Origin of the sequence: Thermotoga neapolitana DSM 4359 (assembly GCF_000018945.1) — a bacterium.
Lineage (GTDB): Bacteria > Thermotogota > Thermotogae > Thermotogales > Thermotogaceae > Thermotoga > Thermotoga neapolitana.
Map to the genome: position 1 here is coordinate 1,448,973 of NC_011978.1, position 18,885 is coordinate 1,467,857.

Below are 18,885 nucleotides of genomic sequence, written 5' to 3' on the forward strand. Positions count from 1 at the left end.
GTTAGGAGGTGACATTTTGAAATTTTACATCACCACCCCGATATATTACGTGAACTCAGAACCACATATTGGAAGTGCCTATACCACTATTGTAGCGGATATCATCGCTCGTTACAAACGATTCATGGGATACGATGTGTTCTTCCTCACCGGAACGGATGAACACGGCCAGAAAGTTCTTCAGGCAGCCCAGCAGGCGGGCAAGGACCCGCAGAAGTTCTGTGACGAACTTGCAGAAAAGTTCAAACAACTCTGGAAAGAACTCAAGATCACCAACGATCACTTCATTCGCACCACCGACGAAACCCACATGAAGACCGTTCAGGAGTTCGTTGCGAAGATGAAAGAAAACGGCGATGTGTACAAGGGAGTGTACAAGGGATGGTACTGTGTCCCCTGTGAGACTTTCTGGAACGAGGATGAGGTCGTAAAAGAAGGGGATGAGAGGCTCTGCCCTGAGTGCAGAAGGCCAGTCAAATGGGTGGAAGAGGAGAACTATTTCTTCAGGCTTTCGAAGTACAGGGATGCCCTTTTGAAACACTACGAAGAGCATCCAGATTTTGTAGAGCCAGACTTCAGAAGGAACGAAATGCTCAAGATCCTGGAAGGAGGACTAAAGGATCTCAGTATCACCAGAACCTCCTTCAAATGGGGCGTTCCGATGAAGGACGATCCAGAACACGTGATTTACGTCTGGGTGGATGCACTCATAAACTACGTCTCTGCCATAGGATACGGCTGGAATGAGGAAATGTTCAACAGATGGTGGCCAGCAGATCTGCACCTGATAGGAAAGGAAATAAACCGGTTCCATTCCATCATCTGGCCCGCCATGCTCATGTCCGTTGGACTGCCTTTGCCTGAAAAGGTCTTTGCCCATGGCTGGCTCACCGTGAACGGCCAGAAGATCAGCAAATCCCTTGGAAACGCGATAGATCCGAGGTTTTTTGTGAAGCGGTACGGAAACGACGTGGTCAGGTACTACCTGATAAGAGACATCGTGTTCGGTAAGGACGGCGATTTCTCAGAAGAAAGACTGGTTCACAGGTTGAATTCAGATCTTGCAAACGACTACGGGAATCTCCTTCACAGGATCACGGCGATGATAAACAAGTACTTCAACGGCAAACTTCCCTCTCCAGCGAATGAGGAAGGACCCGATGGCTGGCTGAAGGAGAGGTTCTTCGAAACGAAGAACGCGTACTACGATCTCATGGATTCCTACAGGCTGACGGAAGCACTCGACAGGATATGGGAGTTCATAGCGGATGCGAACAAATACTTCAACGACACAAAACCGTGGGTACTGGCAAAGGAAGGAAAATCAGAAAGACTGGGAACGGTACTCTACAACTCGCTCGAGGCTGTTTTCAAGGTGGCTCTGATGACACTACCCGTGATGCCTGACACCTCGCAGGAGGTCTTCCGCAGGGTCTCCTTCGATGAGAATCCTCACAGGAACCATCTTGAAACCTGGGGAGTTCTGAGAGCGGGAAGAAGTGTACACCACGGAGAGCCACTCTTCAGGAAAATAGACACGAAAACGTTCAAAAAGGTGGTGGAGACGGTGTCGGTTGAACAGAACCTTATCACCATAGACGATTTTGCGAAGGTGGATCTTCGCACCGCCAGGGTTCTCGAAGCCGAAAAGGTACCAAATTCCAGAAAGCTCATCAAACTGATCGTTGACCTTGGAACGGAGAAAAGACAGATCGTTGCCGGGATAGCCGAATACTACAAGCCAGAAGACCTTGTAGGGAAAACCATCATCGTCGTTGCGAACCTGAAGCCCGCAAAACTCATGGGTATAGAGTCTCAGGGAATGCTTCTTGCCGCAAAAGCGGGTGACACGTTGAGACTCTTGACTGTTGACGGGGATATCGCACCGGGTGCCAGAGTATCATAACGGAGGGATGTGAATGCCGGAGATTCTGATAAACAGACCGATCGAGGACGAACTTGTTGACTCGTATCTTCTCTACTCCATGAGCGTCATAGTGGGAAGGGCCATTCCCGATGTGAGAGATGGCCTCAAACCGGTTCAGAGGCGCATTCTGTACGGAATGTACGAACTTGGCCTCACCCACAACTCGCCGACGAAAAAGAGTGCAAGAATCGTCGGTGAAGTGATGGGTAAGTACCATCCCCACGGAGATGCTCCAGTCTACGATGCCCTCGTGAGGATGGCCCAGCCCTTCACGATGAGGTATCCCCTCATAGAGGGACAGGGAAACTTCGGTTCCATCGACAGGGACCCTCCTGCCGCCATGAGGTACACAGAAGCAAGACTCACCCGACTTGCGGAGGAAATGCTTGAAGACATAGACAAGAACACGGTGAACATGGTCGACAACTTCGACGGTACCTTGAAGGAACCAGAAGTACTTCCCTCGAAGGTTCCGAACCTCATAATAAACGGCGCCTCCGGTATAGCCGTTGGAATGGCCACCAGCATACCTCCACACAACCTGTCGGAAACCGTGGACGCTCTGGTGTACCTGATAGATCATCCGGAAGCCAGCGTTGAAGAACTCATGCAGTTCATCAAGGGGCCGGACTTTCCCACGGGTGGCATCGTGGTGAACGGTTCTGAACTCAAAAACGTGTACGAAGAAGGAAGAGGAAGGATAGTAGTAAGGGGAAAAGTACACGTTGAAGAGGGAAAAAGACTGAAGAGGATCGTGATCACCGAGATCCCCTACGGCGTCAGCAAGGCGGGTCTTATAGAGCAGATAGCAAAACTCGTGAAGGACGACGACTCCCTTCCTGTGAGAAACATAAGGGATGAATCCGACAAGCGTGGGTTGAGGGTTGTCATAGAGATACCGAAGGATACCAACGAGGACATCATAATAAACAACCTTTACAAGCGAACTGCCCTCCAGGATTACTTCAACGTACAGATGCTGGTCATAGACAAAAACAAAAGACCAAGGTTGATGAATTTGAAAGGGCTGCTCGAGGCCTTTCTGGAACATCGCTTCGAAGTCATCAGAAGGAGAGCCGAGTACGAGTACGAAAAATTCACAAAACGTGCCCACGTTGTGGAAGGCTTGCTGAAAGCGGCGAGGGCAATAGGAGTGGTCGTCGATATCGTCAGAAACAGCAAAGATGTCGAATCGGCCAGAAACTCTTTGATGGAAACCCTTGAGATAAGCGAGGAACAGGCAAAAGCGATTCTTGATATGAGGCTCTCAAGACTCACCTCCCTTGAAATAGAAAATCTACAAAACGAATACTCGGACCTGGTGAAAAAGATCTCAGAGGTGAAGGAGATCCTCGAAAAGGACGAAAAAGTAAGAGAGATAATGAAAAAAGAATTTCTCTATTTGAAAGAACGATACGGTGATCCAAGAAGGACGGAGATAACGGATGAAGAACTCAGGTACGACGTGGAAGAGCTCATAGTGGAAGAGGACGTGGTGATCACCCTGAGCCACAAGGGATATCTGAAGAGCACACCACTGAACAGCTACAGATCGCAGAGGCGGGGAGGAAAAGGAATCACCGTGTCAAAACTCTCAGAAGACGACGAAGTGGAGTTCGTGGTTGTAACGAAGAACACTTCTTCGACTCTCTTCATCACCAACTTCGGAAAGGCTTACGTTTTGAAAAACTATCAGATCGAGACCACAGGACGAAACACCCGTGGAAAACACATCTCCGCTTTCCTGAATCTTGAAGACACAGAAAGGATCGTAGCACTCGTTCCTCTGAACGGTAAAGGAAAGGATCTTGTGATCGTCACAAAATCGGGAAAGATCAAAAGAACGTCCCTTGAAGAGTTCGAAAATGCAACGAGCAACCGTGGAGTCAGAGCGATCAGGATAGAGCCGGGAGACGAAATCGTGAGTGCCAGGGTGAGCACCAGTGAGAAAGAAACTCTCGTTGTTGCAACAAAACTTGGTATGATCATAAGATTTCCTGTAAGCGATGTGAGGAGGATGGGAAGAAACGCCGCTGGAGTTCAGGCCATAAAACTTCAGCCGGGAGATGAGGTTGTGAGTATGGACGTTGTTCCATCGGAAGAAGGAGAAATCCTCACGGTGACCGAGAAGGGATTCGGCAAAAGAACTCCCGTTCAGCTCTACAGGGTTCAGAAAAGGGGTGGAACGGGTCTGAGGAACATCTCCGATGTGAACAAAACAGGACACGTGGTGGCTGTGAGATACGTGAAAGGAGACGAGGAAATAGTTGTGGTCACACGAAACGGTATGATGATAAGAATGCCCGTGTCGGAGATCGGAGTCATCGGTCGTGTGACAAAGGGTGTGAAACTCATCGAACTCGGAGACGACACCATATCCAAGGTGGCGGTGGTGAAAGATTGAGAAGGCCGATAGAACACACCGCAGACGTTGCCTATGAGATCTCAGGACGGTCTTATCTGGATCTTCTCGAAGAGGCAAAGAACATCCTCCTTGAGGAGGAAGGGATCGTTTTCAGCGAGGGTGAGGAAAAGAAGAAGATCTACCCGTGTGAAGAGACAGAGGACAACTTCTTCGACACGGTGAACGACTGGATACTCGAGATCTCAAAGGGATGGGCTCCACACACCATCGAAAACAAAGAAGGTAAATTAACGGTGACGTTCAGAAAGATAAAGAAGAAGGAAGGAACGGAGATAAAGGCTCTCACCTACCACCTTCTGAAGTTCGAACGGAAAGACGGTGAGCTGAGAACGAAGGTGGTGTTCGACACTTGAAGGACCTTACCGCAAAACAAAGGAGTGTTCTGATTTTCATAGAAGAGTTCATAGAGAAAAACGGATACCCTCCCTCGGTGAGGGAAATAGCACGACGTTTCAGAATCACACCCCGGGGAGCGCAACTTCACCTTGTGGCACTGGAAAAGAAAGGCTACATCGAAAGAAAAAATGGAAAACCCCGTGCAATGAGAGTGACAAAGAGCGTGAAAAACAGAGTACCGCTGATCGGAGAGATTCGGGCTGGAGAAAAGAAAGAAGCGATCGAGTATCTGGAAGATTACATAGAAGTGCCCGGCAGTTTTCTCTCGAGCGGCTACGAGCACTTTCTTTTGAGGGTAAAGGGCGAAAGCATGATAGAAGAACACATCTGTGACGGGGATCTTGTCCTCATCAGAAGACAGGACTGGGCTCAGAACGGAGACATCGTGGCGGCGATGGTTGAGGGAGAGGTCACCCTCAAAAAGTTCTTCCAGAGAGGCGAGATGGTCGAGTTGAGGCCGGCGAACAAAGAAATGTCACCGATGTTCTTCAGAGCAGACAGGGTGAAGATACTCGGAAAAGTGGTCGGGGTGTTCAGAAAATATGAGGGGGGAAGGACATGTTTCCTTACAAGATAGTAGAAGACGTTGTTATACTCATGCCCAACAAGGAACTCAACATAGAGAATGCACACCTGTTCAAAAAGTGGGTGTTCGACGAGTTCTTGAACAAAGGATACAACAAAATCCTTCTTGTGCTTTCCGACGTGGAGAGTATCGACAGTTTCAGTCTGGGAGTCATTGTGAACATATTGAAGAGCGTAAGCAGTGTAGGAGGCTTTTTCGCGCTGGTGTCTCCGAATGAGAGGGTGGAAAGGGTGCTTTCCATAACAAACCTGGTTCGAATCGTGAAGATCTACGATACGATATCGGAGGCGCTGGAGGAGGTGCAGGGAAGGTGAAGATCGCCATAGCATCAGACCACGCTGCGTTTGAGTTGAAAGAGAAGGTGAAAAACTACCTTCTGAACAAGGGTATCGAAGTCCTGGACCATGGTACACACTCCGAAGAGTCCGTTGATTACCCGGACTATGCAAAGAAGGTTGTACAATCCGTCCTGTCAAACGAGGTGGACTACGGGATACTGCTCTGTGGGACTGGACTCGGTATGTCGATTGCCGCAAACAGATACAGAGGCATAAGGGCTGCTCTCTGTCTCTTTCCGGACATGGCAAGGCTTGCAAGGTCACACAACAACGCGAACGTGCTCGTTCTTCCCGGAAGACTGATCGGTTCAGAACTCGCTTTCTGGATAGTGGATACCTTTCTTTCAACACCCTTCGATGGAGGAAGACACGAAAGGAGAATAAGAAAGATTGATGAGGTTTAAAGAACTGGTGTTCCTTTTGAAAATAGACGAGGAGGAACTTCTGGAAAAACTTTACGAGGAAGGCTTTTTCAACTTCGCGATAGAGGAAAACAAAGAAGGAGACAGGTTGCTCAGAGTGTATCTTCGGGAAGGGGAAACTCTTCCTTCTTTTTTGAGCAACTGGAAGATCCTGGATGAGAGGTTAACGACTCCGAAGGACTGGATGGTTGAACTGGAACCGTTCGAGATCGTAGAGGACGTGGTGGTCGATCCCACAGAGAAAGTGACAAGAACGGACAAGATCGTGGTGAAACTTTCCCCGGGAGTCGCTTTCGGAACGGGACTTCATCCCACCACTCAGATGAGCGTGTTCTTTCTGAAGAAATACCTGAAAAAGGGAGACAGAGTGGTGGATGTGGGATGTGGAACCGGAATCCTCGCCATAGTGGCGAAAAAGCTCGGAGCCTCGTACGTGATGGCGGTGGATGTGGATGAGCAGGCGGTTGAGGTCGCAAAAGAGAACGTTCAGAAGAACAGCGTGGATGTCATCGTGAAACGATCCGATCTTCTTTCGGAAGTTGATGGTGTTTTTGATCTTGTCGTCTCCAACATCCTCGCGGAGATCCACCTGAGGCTCCTCGAAGACGTGGACAGAATCACCCACGAAAGGTCCATCTTGATCCTCTCCGGAATCGTGGATACGAAAGAAAATATGGTCAGAGAAAAGGCCAGCAAGAAGGGATGGAATCTTCTGGAAAGGAAGCAGGAAAGAGAATGGGTGACCCTCGTGATGAAAAGATCGTAGGATGGCAACTTGGTAGAAAGATCACGAACATGAGACGCGTTGTCTTTCGATGTCCCTATGGATACCCCGTCGTTATAGAAAGCTTTCCCATCAAAGACGGAAAGCCTTTTCCTACACTTTACTGGCTCACCTGCCCTCATCTGAGAAAGGAAGTCTCAAAACTCGAATCACAGGGATATGTAAAAGAGTTCGAGGAAAAACTGGAAAGAGAAGGCAAGCTTCGAGAAAAGATGAAGAAAGCTCACGTTGAGATCATAAAAAAAAGGGCAGAACTCTTGCCAGAAGATCACCCCTTCCGGGAGATTCTTTCAAAGGTTGGAACCGGTGGTATCAGAGACTTCACCAAACTGAAATGTCTCCACCTTCATCTTGCAGACTATCTGGCCGGAGTGAAAAACCCCGTAGGGGAGATGGTGTGGGATCTTGTGGAGAGAAAGTTCTGCGAAGAGAAGCTTTGCAGAGCGGGGGAGGCGAGAGAATGAGAATCATAGAGACTATCGAAGAGATGAAGAAATTCTCCGAAGAAATGAGGGAAAAGAAGAAAACAATCGGTTTCGTTCCCACAATGGGATATCTTCACGAAGGTCATCTTTCACTCGTGAGAAGAGCAAGGGCAGAGAACGACGTGGTCGTGGTGAGCATCTTCGTGAATCCCACTCAGTTTGGCCCAAACGAAGATTACGAGAGATACCCGAGGGACTTCGAGAGAGACAGGAAACTTCTTGAGAGAGAAAACGTGGATTGCGTTTTTCACCCGTCTGTGGAAGAGATGTATCCACCCGACTTCTCCACGTTCGTTGAGGAGACAAAGCTTTCAAAACCGCTGTGTGGTAGATCCAGGCCCGGACACTTTCGAGGGGTGTGTACCGTGGTCACAAAGCTCTTCAACATCGTGAAACCACACAGGGCGTACTTCGGTCAAAAAGATGCACAGCAGTTCAGGGTACTCAGGAGAATGGTGAGAGATCTGAACATGGACGTTGAGATGATCGAGTGTCCCATAGTGAGAGAACCAGACGGTCTTGCGATGAGTTCAAGAAACGTCTATCTCACACCTGAAGAGAGAAAACAGGCTCTTGCCCTGTACCAGTCGTTGAAAATCGCTGAAAACCTCTTTTTGAACGGTGAGAGGGATGCTGTGAAGATAAAGGAAGCGATGATCAATCATCTGTCCAGATTCGACAGAGTGAAGATAGACTACGTGGAGATCGTCGATGAGGAAACGCTGGAGCCCGTTGAAAAGATCGATCGAAAGGTGATCGTCGCGGTCGCCGCCTGGGTGGGAAAGGCAAGACTGATAGACAACACGATACTGGGGTGATCCACAGTGAAGCGCTTTCTTGTAATATCTGACTCGCACGTTCCTGTACGAATGCCAGATCTTCCCGATGAAATCATAAACGCCCTGAAAGAATACGACGGGGTTATAGGACTTGGAGACTACGTGGACCTTGACACGGTGATCCTTCTGGAGAAATCTTCCAGAGAATTCTACGGAGTCCACGGAAACATGGACTATCCGGATGTGAAGGAGCATCTTCCGTTCTCCAAAGTGCTTCTTCTGGAAGGTGTGAACATCGGAATTTGTCATGGCTGGGGTGCTCCCTGGGATCTGAAAGACCGCCTTCTCAGGGTGTTCAACGAAAAACCAGATGTGATACTGTTTGGACACACACATGAACCCGAAGACACCACGAAAGCGGGTGTGAGGTTTTTGAACCCTGGAAGCCTCGCAGAAGGATCCTACGCTGTTTTGACTCTCGATGGAGGTGAAGTGAGATTCGAGTTGAAGAAACTGTGAGGGAGATCGTTGAAGACATAAGAGAGACAGTGAAAGATGGAAAACTCTACGTTGCCTTCTCTGGAGGGAAGGATAGCTCTCTTGTTGCGATCCTTGCGAAGATGGCCCTCGGAGAAGAGAGGGTGGAACTCGTCACCGTCGACTGGGGACCTTACACCTACGAAAAATCAAGAAAGATCGTTCGAAGTTTTGCGGAAAAGTATGGGCTGAAGCACACCTTCATCCCGTCCAACGGACTTCAGGAGAAGGTCTGGAGATACGGTCCTTCGTGTAACGCCTGTACGAGGGATGTGAAAACGCGTCTTGTGAAAGAGTACGCCGGTGGTTGCCTTGTTGCGAGCGGTGCCAACGCCTCAGATAGTTGGGGGAAAACGGGGCTGAAGGTCTTCGATGGAGTCTACTCACCCCTTTACAGGGTGGGAAAGGCCGAGATAAACGCGATGATAGATCATCTCGGAATAGAAGTGAGAAAGATAGGAGAGTCTGCAGGAAGAGAAGGCTGCAAACTGAAGCATCTTTTGAAGATGCTCATAAACCCGAACTACCATGGAAGAGCGGTTTCGGTGGCAAACGAGATCCTTCTGAACGTTCTGGAAAAACACGGTTTCGCTCCAGAACTTGCGAACGTGAAGATCATAGGACCCCTCTCCAGAAACATCGCACTGGTGAACGTCAAACCCTTTCCACCAGAAGAAATCGTTGAAGAGATCGTTGAAAAACTTTCAGAGGAGAAGACGATAGACGAGGTGGTGGTCGTTGACGGGCCAATGAGACTCTTTGTTCTTGCAAATCCTGCGATCTACAGAAACGAAGAGTCAAGAAAGTGGATAAAGGAGGGAAGGCTCCAGCCAGAGTTTGCCTTCCCCATAGAGGTGGAATGGAAAGAGTCCAGAAACAACAGGCTGAGAACCTTTCAGGTGATCGACTTCAGGAAGGAGTGAAAGAATGGCATTCAGATGCCCCCTTCTTCTCTTTCTGAGAAGGATCTTCAGGTTTAAAAGAAGACCGAAGTTCAGGGTGAAAAAGAACTGAGCACAGCGGCATTTTCCAGACCAAAGGGCAGAAGAATGTATCTGTCCGTGTGATGCTCAAAGTCTATGAAACTCCACGGTCTTCTGAACGTTTCTTCGAGCACATCGGCCTTGTGGTTTGCCTCTATCAAGTTGAAGAGTGTGTTGGTGAGAACAAGTTTCAGTTCGTTCTTTCCGTCGTGAAGGTTGTCTGTGATCTCCACCATGAACGGTTCCCAGAAGAGACTTCCCACGAATTTTTCGTTCAAAAACACCTCCACCGACGCGGCCCTCACGCTGTTCAGTTTGAGAAAGTACCTTCTTTTCGGGTCTTTTTTCATCTCGAAGGTCTTCCTCAGAGTGAAAGAGCCCACATAAAACGGGTATCCACTCCGTGTGATATCCTTGTGGTCTGGTGTTTTTGGAGCATCGATCACGTACTTTGTTTCGTCCACGTTCACAAGGGAGAATTTCCCAACAAGATAGATCGTTTCCACTTCCGTGGGTCTGTGATTTTCGGGATTTTTCACCCTCTCGTGGCAGCCTGGTCCTGTGATGTTGTTACTCTTTTTTCCTTCCAGAACGACAATGTTTTTCCCCACCTGAACAAGTTCTGTAATGTCCATCTTTCCGAAGTTCACATCCAGGAAACACTCCTCCTCGGTGAAAGTGCAACCCTTCTTTTTGAACACCGCTTCGTGGCCGTTCACCGTGATTCTGTCAAGATTCTCCGCACACTCAACAACGAGAAAGAGCTTTTCTGGTTTTTCCCTGATCTCGAACGAATACACCACTCCGAACGGTGTTCCTTCTGGCAGTCTGTAGAACTCGTACCAGATCTTCGAAACGTACTCATCCCTGAAGACCTTCCCGTCTGCTTCGAACATGTCTACCCTGTCCACAGGCAGCACGTTGAAACCGTTCATCTCTGTTTCGAACTCAGAAAACGCCATTTCAAGTTCGAATTCTCTTTTCAAAGTCACCCCCGTTGAAATCACGCTTCTTCTCTGTGACGGAATCTCTTCGTCCGTTACCCAGATCAAAAGGCTCGATGCCGGGTGCATGGTGAACTCTCTTTCGCTGAACTCCACCACAGCAAAGTCAAAGATGTCGATCGCGTAAATGTGTCTTTTTTCCTCCTTCAGATTCAACTGGCAGTGCACTTCCCGGTTGATGTCCGTGTTCGCAAGAAAGATGATGTATGAGCCGTTCTCAAGCAACCTCTTCTGTGCAATCACAGATTTTGCGTTCTTTCCGGTCTTTTTGTCTATGACCTCGACGGCAGCCACATCCCTGAGTGAATCGATAAGACCCTGAAGATCTTCAAAAACACGTGCTCTTTTGAGGAACTCCGGCTTTTCTTTTCTTCCTTCCACCCTTTCCGGGAAGAAGTTTCCATCTTTCAGGACAAGGATCTTACCACCGTTTTTTGAAAACTCGTTCAAAAGATCCACCGTTGAGCGTCTCAAGTTCAGCAGGGGAGGTACCAGAACGATATCGTACTCACAGTTTCCCACCACAAGTTTTTCTCCGCTCACCCTTCCGTGTTTCGAAAGGATCGTCTCATCGCCAAAGTGGAAATCTATTTTGTTTGAGACGAGTTCTTTCACGGTCCTGTCGAAGGATTCGTTGAGTTTGTCGATCTCGTCGTCGAACTTCGAATAAACACACCAGGCAGAGGTGATCGGATGGATCATCAGCACCTTCACTTCTCTCTTTCCCTGTGTCATCAGGTAGTTCAATCTGGCGAGGTAGTCAGAGAAGCGCTTTTCGTTCTTCCACCAGGGCTGTTGATAGAACAGGTTCGGTGGGTAGTCTCTTTTTCTTTCTCCCCTCATCGAGTAGAGGCTGAGGTGTGGATTTATGTAGGTGATCCCAAGGACAGCCTGCCAGTCTGCAATCCACTTTCTGTGGAGGAAACTCACGTGCTGACCCGTGGTTCCGAACGTTTCACAGAGCACCCATTTCTTTCTCAACTGTTCCGCCACCGATGAGACCTGCTTTATCGTGATCACCTGTTCAAGATGACGTGCGAGTTTGTCAACTCCCGGTATCTGCATGTATTCGTAGTGTGGCATCGCAGCCCCTATCCATTCGACCTGGCCCCTGAGCGTGTCTTCGGCCATGTAGTGGCCCGTCATGGAGATACCGTTTTCCTCGCACCACTTCGCATATGGTATCGTGAAATTTTCGATGAAGAGTTCAGTTGCAACATCGAAGAAGTCGTACCGCACCTTCATGTAGTCCTTCGTGTTGAAAAATAGCTCTTCAAAGTGTTCCCTGATGTCGTATCCCTTTCTTTTCAAGAACTCCTCCGGGAATCGATCCGTCCAGGGAAGGGTAGGAATTTCCGGGTAATGAACTCTCAGATAGGTGGGTTCGTCAGTGAAGATCCCAGGGATCGAAGAGCCAAAGAACTCACCACACACCTTTCTGTACTTCTCGTGGGTCGATCTGATGAAGGCTTCAGTGACCTTCTTCGAGAGAAGATCCACGTAGCAGGTCCCGTTGAACCAGGGATCTCCCAGTTTCATCGTGCGCTTCACAACGAAAAGTTCTTCATTTCCTCTTTCTATCCTTTTCAAGATCTCGTCGCCTGGTTCGATCTGCTCTTTCTTCAAAAGTACAAGAAACCTGTGGCGGTATTCATCACTTTCGAGAGGAACGATTCCACCGGCAAATCCAGAAGGCCACTTGTCCTCGTCGTAAAGCCAGGCCAGCATTCCAAGTTTTCTAGCATGCTCAGCACACCTTTTCACAAGGGCCATCCATTCATCGGAGAGGTATTCCGTCACAAGCCCCACCCTCGAGTGCATGAAGAAACCGCCGTATCCCTTTTCGCACATCTCGTCTATCTGCCTCAGGAGTTCTTCTTCGCACAGTTTGTCGTTCCAGCTCCAGAAAGGTGCGGGCCTGTACCACACTCCAGGGTTTTCCAGATCCTTCAGGTTCACACTCTCATCCCCTTGTACCTTCTCCATTCTTCGTACTTTTCGCTCCACAACTCCGGATTCTTCGGCTCGAACATTTTCAACTCAAAGGACTTTCTCACAACTTCTCTTGCCTCGTCGAGATCTTTTATCTCACCCATGGCGATGAACTGAACGAGGGCGTTTCCGATGGGCGTTGCATCCACAGGGCCTGCCACCACGATCTTTCCCGTTGCATCGGCAATGAAACTCATCAGAAGATCGTTCTTCACGGCTCCACCCACTATGTGGATCTTTTCGTACCTTCTACCGGTGAGTTCTTCGATCTGTTCCACGATCCATTTGCTGTTGAACGCAAGGGACTCGAAGATGAGGCGGGAAATTTCTCCGATTCCCCCCAGTGTTCTCTGTCCTGTCTTTTCAAGATAAGATCTGATTCTCTCCAGCATGTTCCCGGGGTGAAGAAACTCTTCTCTGTCCGGGTCGAGAAACGCCTGGAAAGAAGGTGCGTTCTCTGCCATCTCCACGATCTCTGAGTAGTTCTTTTTCCACATCCTGTTGCACTCTTCAAGAAGCCACATACCGGTTGCGTTCTTGAGAAACCTGATCTTTCCGTATCCACCTTCGTTTGTGAAGTTTCTTTCCATCGCCTCTTCCGTCAGAAGAGGTTCCTCCAGTTCCGTTCCCACAAGAAACCATGTTCCAGAACTGATGTAGATCCCTTCCTCTTCGAACGGCACGGCCACAACGGCGGATGCGGTATCGTGGCAGGTGGTGGCGATCACGTTCATTTCCCTTTTTACCCTGCATTTTCCCAGGACGGTACCCGGTGAGACCACCTCCGGGAAGATTTCAGTGGGAATGGAAAGTTTTTCGAGAAGATCGAACGCCCATCTTTTCTCCGGCACACTGTAGCACTGGGAAGTGCTTGCGATCGTGTACTCACTCACCACCTCACCGGAAAGCCAGAAGTTGAACACGTCTGGTATCATCAGGATCTTCTTTGCCACTTTCAGGAAAGGATCTTTCGAAAGAACCATCGAGTAGAGCTGATAGAGGGTGTTTATCTCCATGAACTGTATCCCCGTTCGCTCGAATATGTACTTCTTTGGGATGATATCGAAGACTTTTTCCATAACTCCCTCTGTTCTTATGTCTCTGTAATGGTACGGAAGGGAGATGAGCCTTCCCCTCTCGTCAAACAGCGCAAAGTCCACACCCCACGTGTCCACTCCCACCGACTGCGTGTCGGAGGTCTCAAGAACACTCTCTATTTCCTCATAGAATTTCGGAAGATTCCACAAAAAGTGATCTCTGTCTCTTCCCGGAAGGAAAATCCCCTCCGTTCGAAACCTCTTCAGCTCCCTCACCGTCAACTTTTCCCTCAGTTCCACCTCGTAGATCTTCCCGTTCGTTGCACCAAGATCCACGGCGAGCACCTTCACAACCATCCCTCCGGAACACCCGTTGGATCCCTTCCAAGGCTGAGCACCCTCAGAAGGATCTCTGCTGCTTTCTCCAGAATCTCAACCCTGTCGTAGGCTTCTGCTACGTCCTTTCCAAACGCTACAACTCCATGTTTGTCCCACAGGACGGCATCCTTTCCCCGAGCTTTTTCGACGGTTTTCAAACCGAGTTCCACGCTCCCTGGTTTTTCAAACTCGACAACGGAAATCCCCTGGGGAAAGAAGATGAGAACCTCAGGGTGAATCTTCATCATCTTTGGAAGAAGGTCCTGAAAGTCCTTCAAGTTCATCAGAGTGAGGAGGTTTAGCGGGTGTGTGTGAACGATCGCTCTTTTCTCTGAGTTCATCTCCTTGAACCGTGCGTGGATCATGAGATGTGTTGGAAATTCACTGGTGGGTTTTCCTTCACCGTGCAGGATTTCATAGTACCTTCCAGGAAGGATGTGAAGAAGACAGATCTTACTTTCATCTTCGAAGATCTCCCTCATTCTCGACCCTGTAGCCGTGATCAGAAGGTACATCTCAGGGCCGTCGTACTCGAAACCGTACGCCTCCATGGATTTCACTTCATAACTGGATGGTACTTCATCGATCCTGACAGAGATGTTTCCCGCGTTCGCCTCAGAAAGACCCTTTACAGCGAGCCAGTAAGCAACCTTTTGAATTTCCTTCACGATCTCCTTCATCTTCTCTCTCTCCTTCTTTTCTCCATGTAATTTCCTTCCCTGAACACCTTTATCGGATCTTCTGGAAGGTTCTTTCGTCTTCTGTACTCCCTAAGAAGTGGCCTCACATCCGTTCGGAAGGCATCCATCAGAGCCTCCTCGGCCTCCACCACATCGCACTTTTTTTGAGCTTCTCTCAGTCGATTTTCATCTATGAGAAGTGCCTTCGCAAAGAGTTCCTGGGCCATCACGACGGATTGTACCGTTGCGAGGATCTTCGGTTTTGTGATATGTGCCTGATCGAACATGAGAACCACTTTCTTTGCAAAGTCAGAAAGCTCAGGATCTCTCCAGGCAAAGACGATCTCCTTGAAGATCAAAAACACCTCATATGGGTTTATGGAAGCGATCGTGAGATCGTCATCTGCGTACTTTCTGTTGTTCAGGTGAAATCCTCCGAGTTTTCTCTCCGAAAGCAGAGTGGCCACGATGTACTCTATGTTCGTTCCCTGAGCGTGATGTCCCAGATCGACCAGCACGAGGGCTCGCTCTCCCAGCTTTTCAGCGAGAAGATAACTCGTTCCCCAGTCCGGTATGTCCGTGTGGTAGAAGGCAGGCTCGAAGAACTTGTACTCTATGAAGAGGTACATATCCTCCGGCATGTTGTCGTAAATGTACTTCAGGGACTCTTCGAGCCTTTTCTTTCTGGAACGGAAATCGTCCTGACCCGGATAATCCGTTCCGTCTGCAAGCCACAGGCTGATCACTTTCGAGTCCGTTTTCACCGCTATGTCCACACATTCCATCACGTGCGCGATCGCTTTCTTTCTGATCTTCTCACTGGGATTGGTGAGACTTCCATACTTGTAATCTGGATCCTGGAAGAGATTCGGGTTGATGGCCCCTATCCTCAAACCTTTTTCCTTTGCAAACTCTTTCAGTTCTTCCCAGTTTTCCACCCTGTCCCATGGAATGTGGAGGGCAACGGAAGGACAACACCCTGTGAGTTCATGAACGAGCGCAGCATCCTCTATTCGCTCGAAGACGTTGCAGGCCGCTCCTTCTTCGTGAAAGACGGCAAACCTCGTTCCGGCATCGCTGAACGCCCAGGAAGGAAGTTCGAATTTCAACTCGTCCAGTTCTCTAAAGATCTCTTCCATGTTCATCACTCCTCCCAGTAACCGATTGTTGTCATCAGGGTGTGATGTTCCTTTCCAACATCAAGTCGTGAAAGTTGCATAACAACAGGTGTGGTGCTCTCTGCCATGATACTGTAAGGTTTGCATCGGGGAATTCCGAGTTTGTCCAACCTGAGATGAAGACTTCTTCCTGGAGGGACTTCCACCTCGTGGCTGAGAGGATCTCTGTCTTCAAAGAAGAACCAGATCTTTATCTTCGCGGTCTCCTTGTTTACGTTCATGATGCACAGTGACTCGTGGGAGGCGAGATAGCCCCTCTTGCCGCACGGAATGTAACCATCAGGGAAGAACCATCTTTTTGCACCGTTCATTCTTCATCACCTCGTGGATATGAATTCAAACATAAATTTATCATAAATTAATCACAAAAGTCAACGTTATTTGTGATAAAATCTCTCGAAAGGAAAGGAGGGTGGTGATATGAAGGAGGAAAGATTGAAGGAGATTCTTGATATCGTTGACAAAAACGGTTTTGTCAGCATGAAGGATCTTCAGGAGAAACTCGGTGTTTCGATGATCACCGTGAGAAGAGATGTGGCAGAACTGGTGAAGAGGAATCTGGTGAGAAAAGTACACGGCGGTATAAGAAAGGTGAACTACTTCGAGAAGGAAACAGATTTCATGAGAAGGCTCTCGATAAACAGGGAGGCAAAAGAGAGGATCGCCCAGCTTGCGCTGGACTTTGTGGAGGACAACGACATCATCTTTCTGGACGCAAGCACCACTGCACATATCTTTGCAAGGCATCTGGCTTCGTCTCAAAAGTCTGTTCACGTCATCACGAACAATCTACTCACTGCCATGGAACTTTCGAAAAACCCCGGTATAAGTGTTGTTCTGCTCACGGGAAAAGTGAACCCGGAGAACCTGGCGGTTGAAGGCTCCCTGACGATAGAGTGTGGGAAGAAGTTCTCTGTGAAAAAAGCGTTTGTTTCATGCAGAGGCGTGACCGCAGAAGAGGGAACCTACGAAATAAACACGATGGAGATGGGAATAAAGAGGATCTTCGTTGAGAAAGCGGAAGAGATCTTCGTTCTTGCCGACTTCAGCAAGATAGGAAAAAGATCACTGGCACATCTGATACCCACAGAAAGGATTGACTATCTGATCACAGAAAGAAAGCCCCCTGAGAATCAGTATGAAATATTCAGGGAAAAAGGTGTGAAAATTGTCCATTGAAAGGAGGAATCCACATGCCCAACATCGTATTTGTGGGTGCAGGGAGCGTGAGGTACACGATAAAGTTGGTAGGTGATCTGGCAAAGACAAAAGAGCTATACGGGTCAAGACTGGTTTTGATGGACATCGACGAAGAAAGGCTGAAGGCAACCTTCACACTCGTGAAGAAGTACCTGAAGGAGTTGAAGGCAGAATATGAGGTGGAAGAGACGACAAGCCTTGAGAAGGCACTTGAAGGGGCAGAGTTTGTCATCAACACAGCACTCTACAGGGCACCTGGACATGAAGACGGGTACGTGCACTACGAGATCATGAGGGAAGTAGGGGAAAGACACGGTTACTACAGGGGGATAGACAGCCAGGAGCTGAACATGGTATCGGACTACTACACCCTGAGCAACTACAACCATCTGAAGATGAGCCTCGATATAGCAAAAGCTGTGGAGAAGATCTCACCGGATGCGTGGATACTGCAGACGGCAAATCCCGTCTTTGAGATCACTCAACTTGTGAAGAGGCTGACGAAGGCGAAGATAGTGGGGTTCTGCCATGGATACGCACACGTGTTTCACCTTGCGAAGGTGCTTGGGGTAGAACCAGAAGAACTCGACTGGCAGGTAGCAGGGGTAAACCATGCGATATGGCTGAACAGGTTCAGGTGGAAGGGAGAGGACTTATATCCCAGGCTGGATGAGTGGATAGAGAAGAACGCGTCGAACTGGGAGCCGAAGGGACCATGGGACGTGGACTTTTCACCTGCTGCGATAGACATGTACAGGTTTTACGGTATGTATCCGATAGGGGACACGGTGAGGAGTGGGACGTGGAAGTACCACTACGATCTTGAGACGAAGAAGAAGTGGTTCGGAAAGTATGGAGGAATAGACAACGAAGTGGAAAGGCCGAAGTTCTACGAGAGTTTGAGGAAGCAGAGAAAGAGGCTGATGGAACTTGCGAAAGAAGTGGAGAAAGATCCGACGATAGAGCTCACGAAGGTATGGCCTGAGGTGTTCACAACAGGAAGTGAAAGTGTAGAGCAGCACATACCTTTCATCAACGCCCTTGTGAACGGAAAGAAGGCAAGGCTGGTTTTGAACGTGGAGAACAGAGGGACGATAAAGGGGATACCGGACGATGTGGTTGTGGAGGTGCCGGTGATAGTGGACAAGGAAGGGATACATCCGGAGAAGATAGAGCCTGATCTTACGGAGAGGGTCAAGAAGTTCTATCTTCTTCCGAGGATTTTGAGGATGGAATGGGCACTTGAGGCGTTCATCAGTGGTGACAGGAGGGTTCTTGAGGAGATTCTCATCAGAGATCCCAGAACAAAATCCTACGAACAGGTCGTCGCTGTCATCGAAGATATCCTCAACCTGCCTTTTAACGAGGAAATGAAAAAGCATTATTCAGGATGAGTTTTTCCTCTCGAAAAACCCCAGCGCCCCTTTCAGCGGGGCGCTTTTTTGTTGTAAGAGGTTGTAAAAAGAAGAAAACGTGAAATAATCAGATGTAATTGTGAAAAATCGATTCCAGTTGATAGATATCAGAATTATTTGGTATCAAAATCGTTTGACTTAATTGCGTACTTATTGATACTATATTGATAGTTTTTGGATAATTTTAGTTTGCTTTTTGTGATCTTTGGCGATATCAATTTCAAATTCAAAACTGGGAGGTGGTGGTACGATGTTGAGAAAGGTCCTGTGGGGTTTCATCACGGTGATCTTTGTGGTTCAAATTCTTGCCATTGGGCTCAACGAGATCGTTCCCGGAGA

The 18,885-nt window shown here is 48.6% G+C and carries 18 protein-coding genes; 13 read left to right on the forward strand and 5 right to left on the reverse strand.

Annotation, left to right across the window (positions count from 1 at the left end):
• Window positions 1-16: 16 nt before the first annotated feature.
• Genes metG through CTN_RS07470 form a run of 11 tightly spaced genes read left to right on the forward strand, consistent with a single transcriptional unit; the run spans window position 17 to window position 9,602 of the window.
• Window positions 17-1,906 (forward strand): methionine--tRNA ligase, encoded by a 1,890-nt coding sequence (gene metG, locus CTN_RS07420; RefSeq protein WP_038067864.1) that lies wholly within the window; start codon window positions 17-19, stop codon window positions 1,904-1,906.
• A gap of 13 nt (window positions 1,907-1,919) precedes the next feature.
• Complete coding sequence (gyrA, locus tag CTN_RS07425; protein WP_015919950.1) at window positions 1,920-4,331, forward strand: DNA gyrase subunit A; 2,412 nt, start codon at window positions 1,920-1,922, stop codon at window positions 4,329-4,331.
• On the forward strand, window positions 4,328-4,705 hold the full coding sequence (locus CTN_RS07430; RefSeq protein WP_015919951.1) for an archease: 378 nt from the start codon (window positions 4,328-4,330) through the stop codon (window positions 4,703-4,705). The genes gyrA and CTN_RS07430 overlap by 4 nt, the downstream gene beginning before the upstream one ends.
• Window positions 4,702-5,325 (forward strand): transcriptional repressor LexA, encoded by a 624-nt coding sequence (lexA, locus tag CTN_RS07435; RefSeq protein ID WP_015919952.1) that lies wholly within the window; start codon window positions 4,702-4,704, stop codon window positions 5,323-5,325. Before CTN_RS07430 ends, lexA begins: the two co-directional genes overlap by 4 nt.
• The gene (locus CTN_RS07440; protein ID WP_015919953.1) at window positions 5,307-5,648 is read left to right on the forward strand and encodes an anti-sigma factor antagonist; all 342 of its coding nucleotides are present in this window, start codon (window positions 5,307-5,309) and stop codon (window positions 5,646-5,648) included. Before lexA ends, CTN_RS07440 begins: the two co-directional genes overlap by 19 nt.
• The gene (gene rpiB / locus CTN_RS07445) at window positions 5,645-6,076 is read left to right on the forward strand and encodes a ribose 5-phosphate isomerase B (protein ID WP_015919954.1); all 432 of its coding nucleotides are present in this window, start codon (window positions 5,645-5,647) and stop codon (window positions 6,074-6,076) included. The genes CTN_RS07440 and rpiB overlap by 4 nt, the downstream gene beginning before the upstream one ends.
• The gene (locus CTN_RS07450) at window positions 6,066-6,860 is read left to right on the forward strand and encodes a 50S ribosomal protein L11 methyltransferase (RefSeq protein WP_015919955.1); all 795 of its coding nucleotides are present in this window, start codon (window positions 6,066-6,068) and stop codon (window positions 6,858-6,860) included. The genes rpiB and CTN_RS07450 overlap by 11 nt, the downstream gene beginning before the upstream one ends.
• Window positions 6,830-7,342 (forward strand): DUF501 domain-containing protein, encoded by a 513-nt coding sequence (locus CTN_RS07455; RefSeq protein ID WP_004080407.1) that lies wholly within the window; start codon window positions 6,830-6,832, stop codon window positions 7,340-7,342. Before CTN_RS07450 ends, CTN_RS07455 begins: the two co-directional genes overlap by 31 nt.
• Window positions 7,339-8,181, forward strand: coding sequence for a pantoate--beta-alanine ligase (panC, locus tag CTN_RS07460; RefSeq protein ID WP_038067963.1), 843 nt, complete (start codon window positions 7,339-7,341; stop codon window positions 8,179-8,181). The genes CTN_RS07455 and panC overlap by 4 nt, the downstream gene beginning before the upstream one ends.
• 6 nt (window positions 8,182-8,187) lie before the next feature.
• Window positions 8,188-8,661 (forward strand): metallophosphoesterase family protein, encoded by a 474-nt coding sequence (locus CTN_RS07465; RefSeq protein ID WP_015919958.1) that lies wholly within the window; start codon window positions 8,188-8,190, stop codon window positions 8,659-8,661.
• Window positions 8,658-9,602, forward strand: coding sequence for an asparagine synthase-related protein (locus CTN_RS07470; protein WP_015919959.1), 945 nt, complete (start codon window positions 8,658-8,660; stop codon window positions 9,600-9,602). The genes CTN_RS07465 and CTN_RS07470 overlap by 4 nt, the downstream gene beginning before the upstream one ends.
• A 71-nt stretch (window positions 9,603-9,673) precedes the next feature.
• On the opposite strand, the gene CTN_RS07475 is transcribed toward CTN_RS07470, so the two are convergent.
• The 5 genes from CTN_RS07475 to CTN_RS07495 are packed head-to-tail and all read right to left on the reverse strand — an operon-like array spanning window position 9,674 to window position 16,242.
• On the reverse strand, window positions 9,674-12,625 hold the full coding sequence (locus tag CTN_RS07475; RefSeq protein ID WP_015919960.1) for an alpha-L-rhamnosidase: 2,952 nt from the start codon (window positions 12,623-12,625) through the stop codon (window positions 9,674-9,676).
• On the reverse strand, window positions 12,622-14,052 hold the full coding sequence (locus CTN_RS07480; protein ID WP_015919961.1) for a rhamnulokinase: 1,431 nt from the start codon (window positions 14,050-14,052) through the stop codon (window positions 12,622-12,624). Before CTN_RS07480 ends, CTN_RS07475 begins: the two co-directional genes overlap by 4 nt.
• A complete protein-coding gene (gene rhaD / locus CTN_RS07485) occupies window positions 14,043-14,753 on the reverse strand; it encodes a rhamnulose-1-phosphate aldolase (protein WP_015919962.1) in 711 nt (236 codons plus the stop codon). Before rhaD ends, CTN_RS07480 begins: the two co-directional genes overlap by 10 nt.
• Window positions 14,750-15,892 carry an L-rhamnose isomerase gene (gene rhaI / locus CTN_RS07490; protein WP_038067965.1) on the reverse strand — a complete coding sequence of 381 codons (1,143 nt, stop codon included), beginning with the start codon at window positions 15,890-15,892 and terminating at the stop codon, window positions 14,750-14,752. Before rhaI ends, rhaD begins: the two co-directional genes overlap by 4 nt.
• Before the next feature lie 5 nt (window positions 15,893-15,897).
• Entirely contained in the window at window positions 15,898-16,242 is a 345-nt protein-coding gene (locus CTN_RS07495) for a sensory rhodopsin transducer (protein WP_015919964.1), read from the reverse strand.
• Between the two features lie 109 nt (window positions 16,243-16,351).
• On the opposite strand from CTN_RS07495, the gene CTN_RS07500 reads away from it, so the two are divergent.
• The gene (locus tag CTN_RS07500; protein WP_015919965.1) at window positions 16,352-17,110 is read left to right on the forward strand and encodes a DeoR/GlpR family DNA-binding transcription regulator; all 759 of its coding nucleotides are present in this window, start codon (window positions 16,352-16,354) and stop codon (window positions 17,108-17,110) included.
• Between the two features lie 14 nt (window positions 17,111-17,124).
• Window positions 17,125-18,525, forward strand: a complete 1,401-nt coding sequence (aglA, locus tag CTN_RS07505; protein ID WP_041437772.1) for an alpha-glucosidase AglA — start codon at window positions 17,125-17,127, stop codon at window positions 18,523-18,525.
• Window positions 18,526-18,885 lie beyond the last annotated feature (360 nt).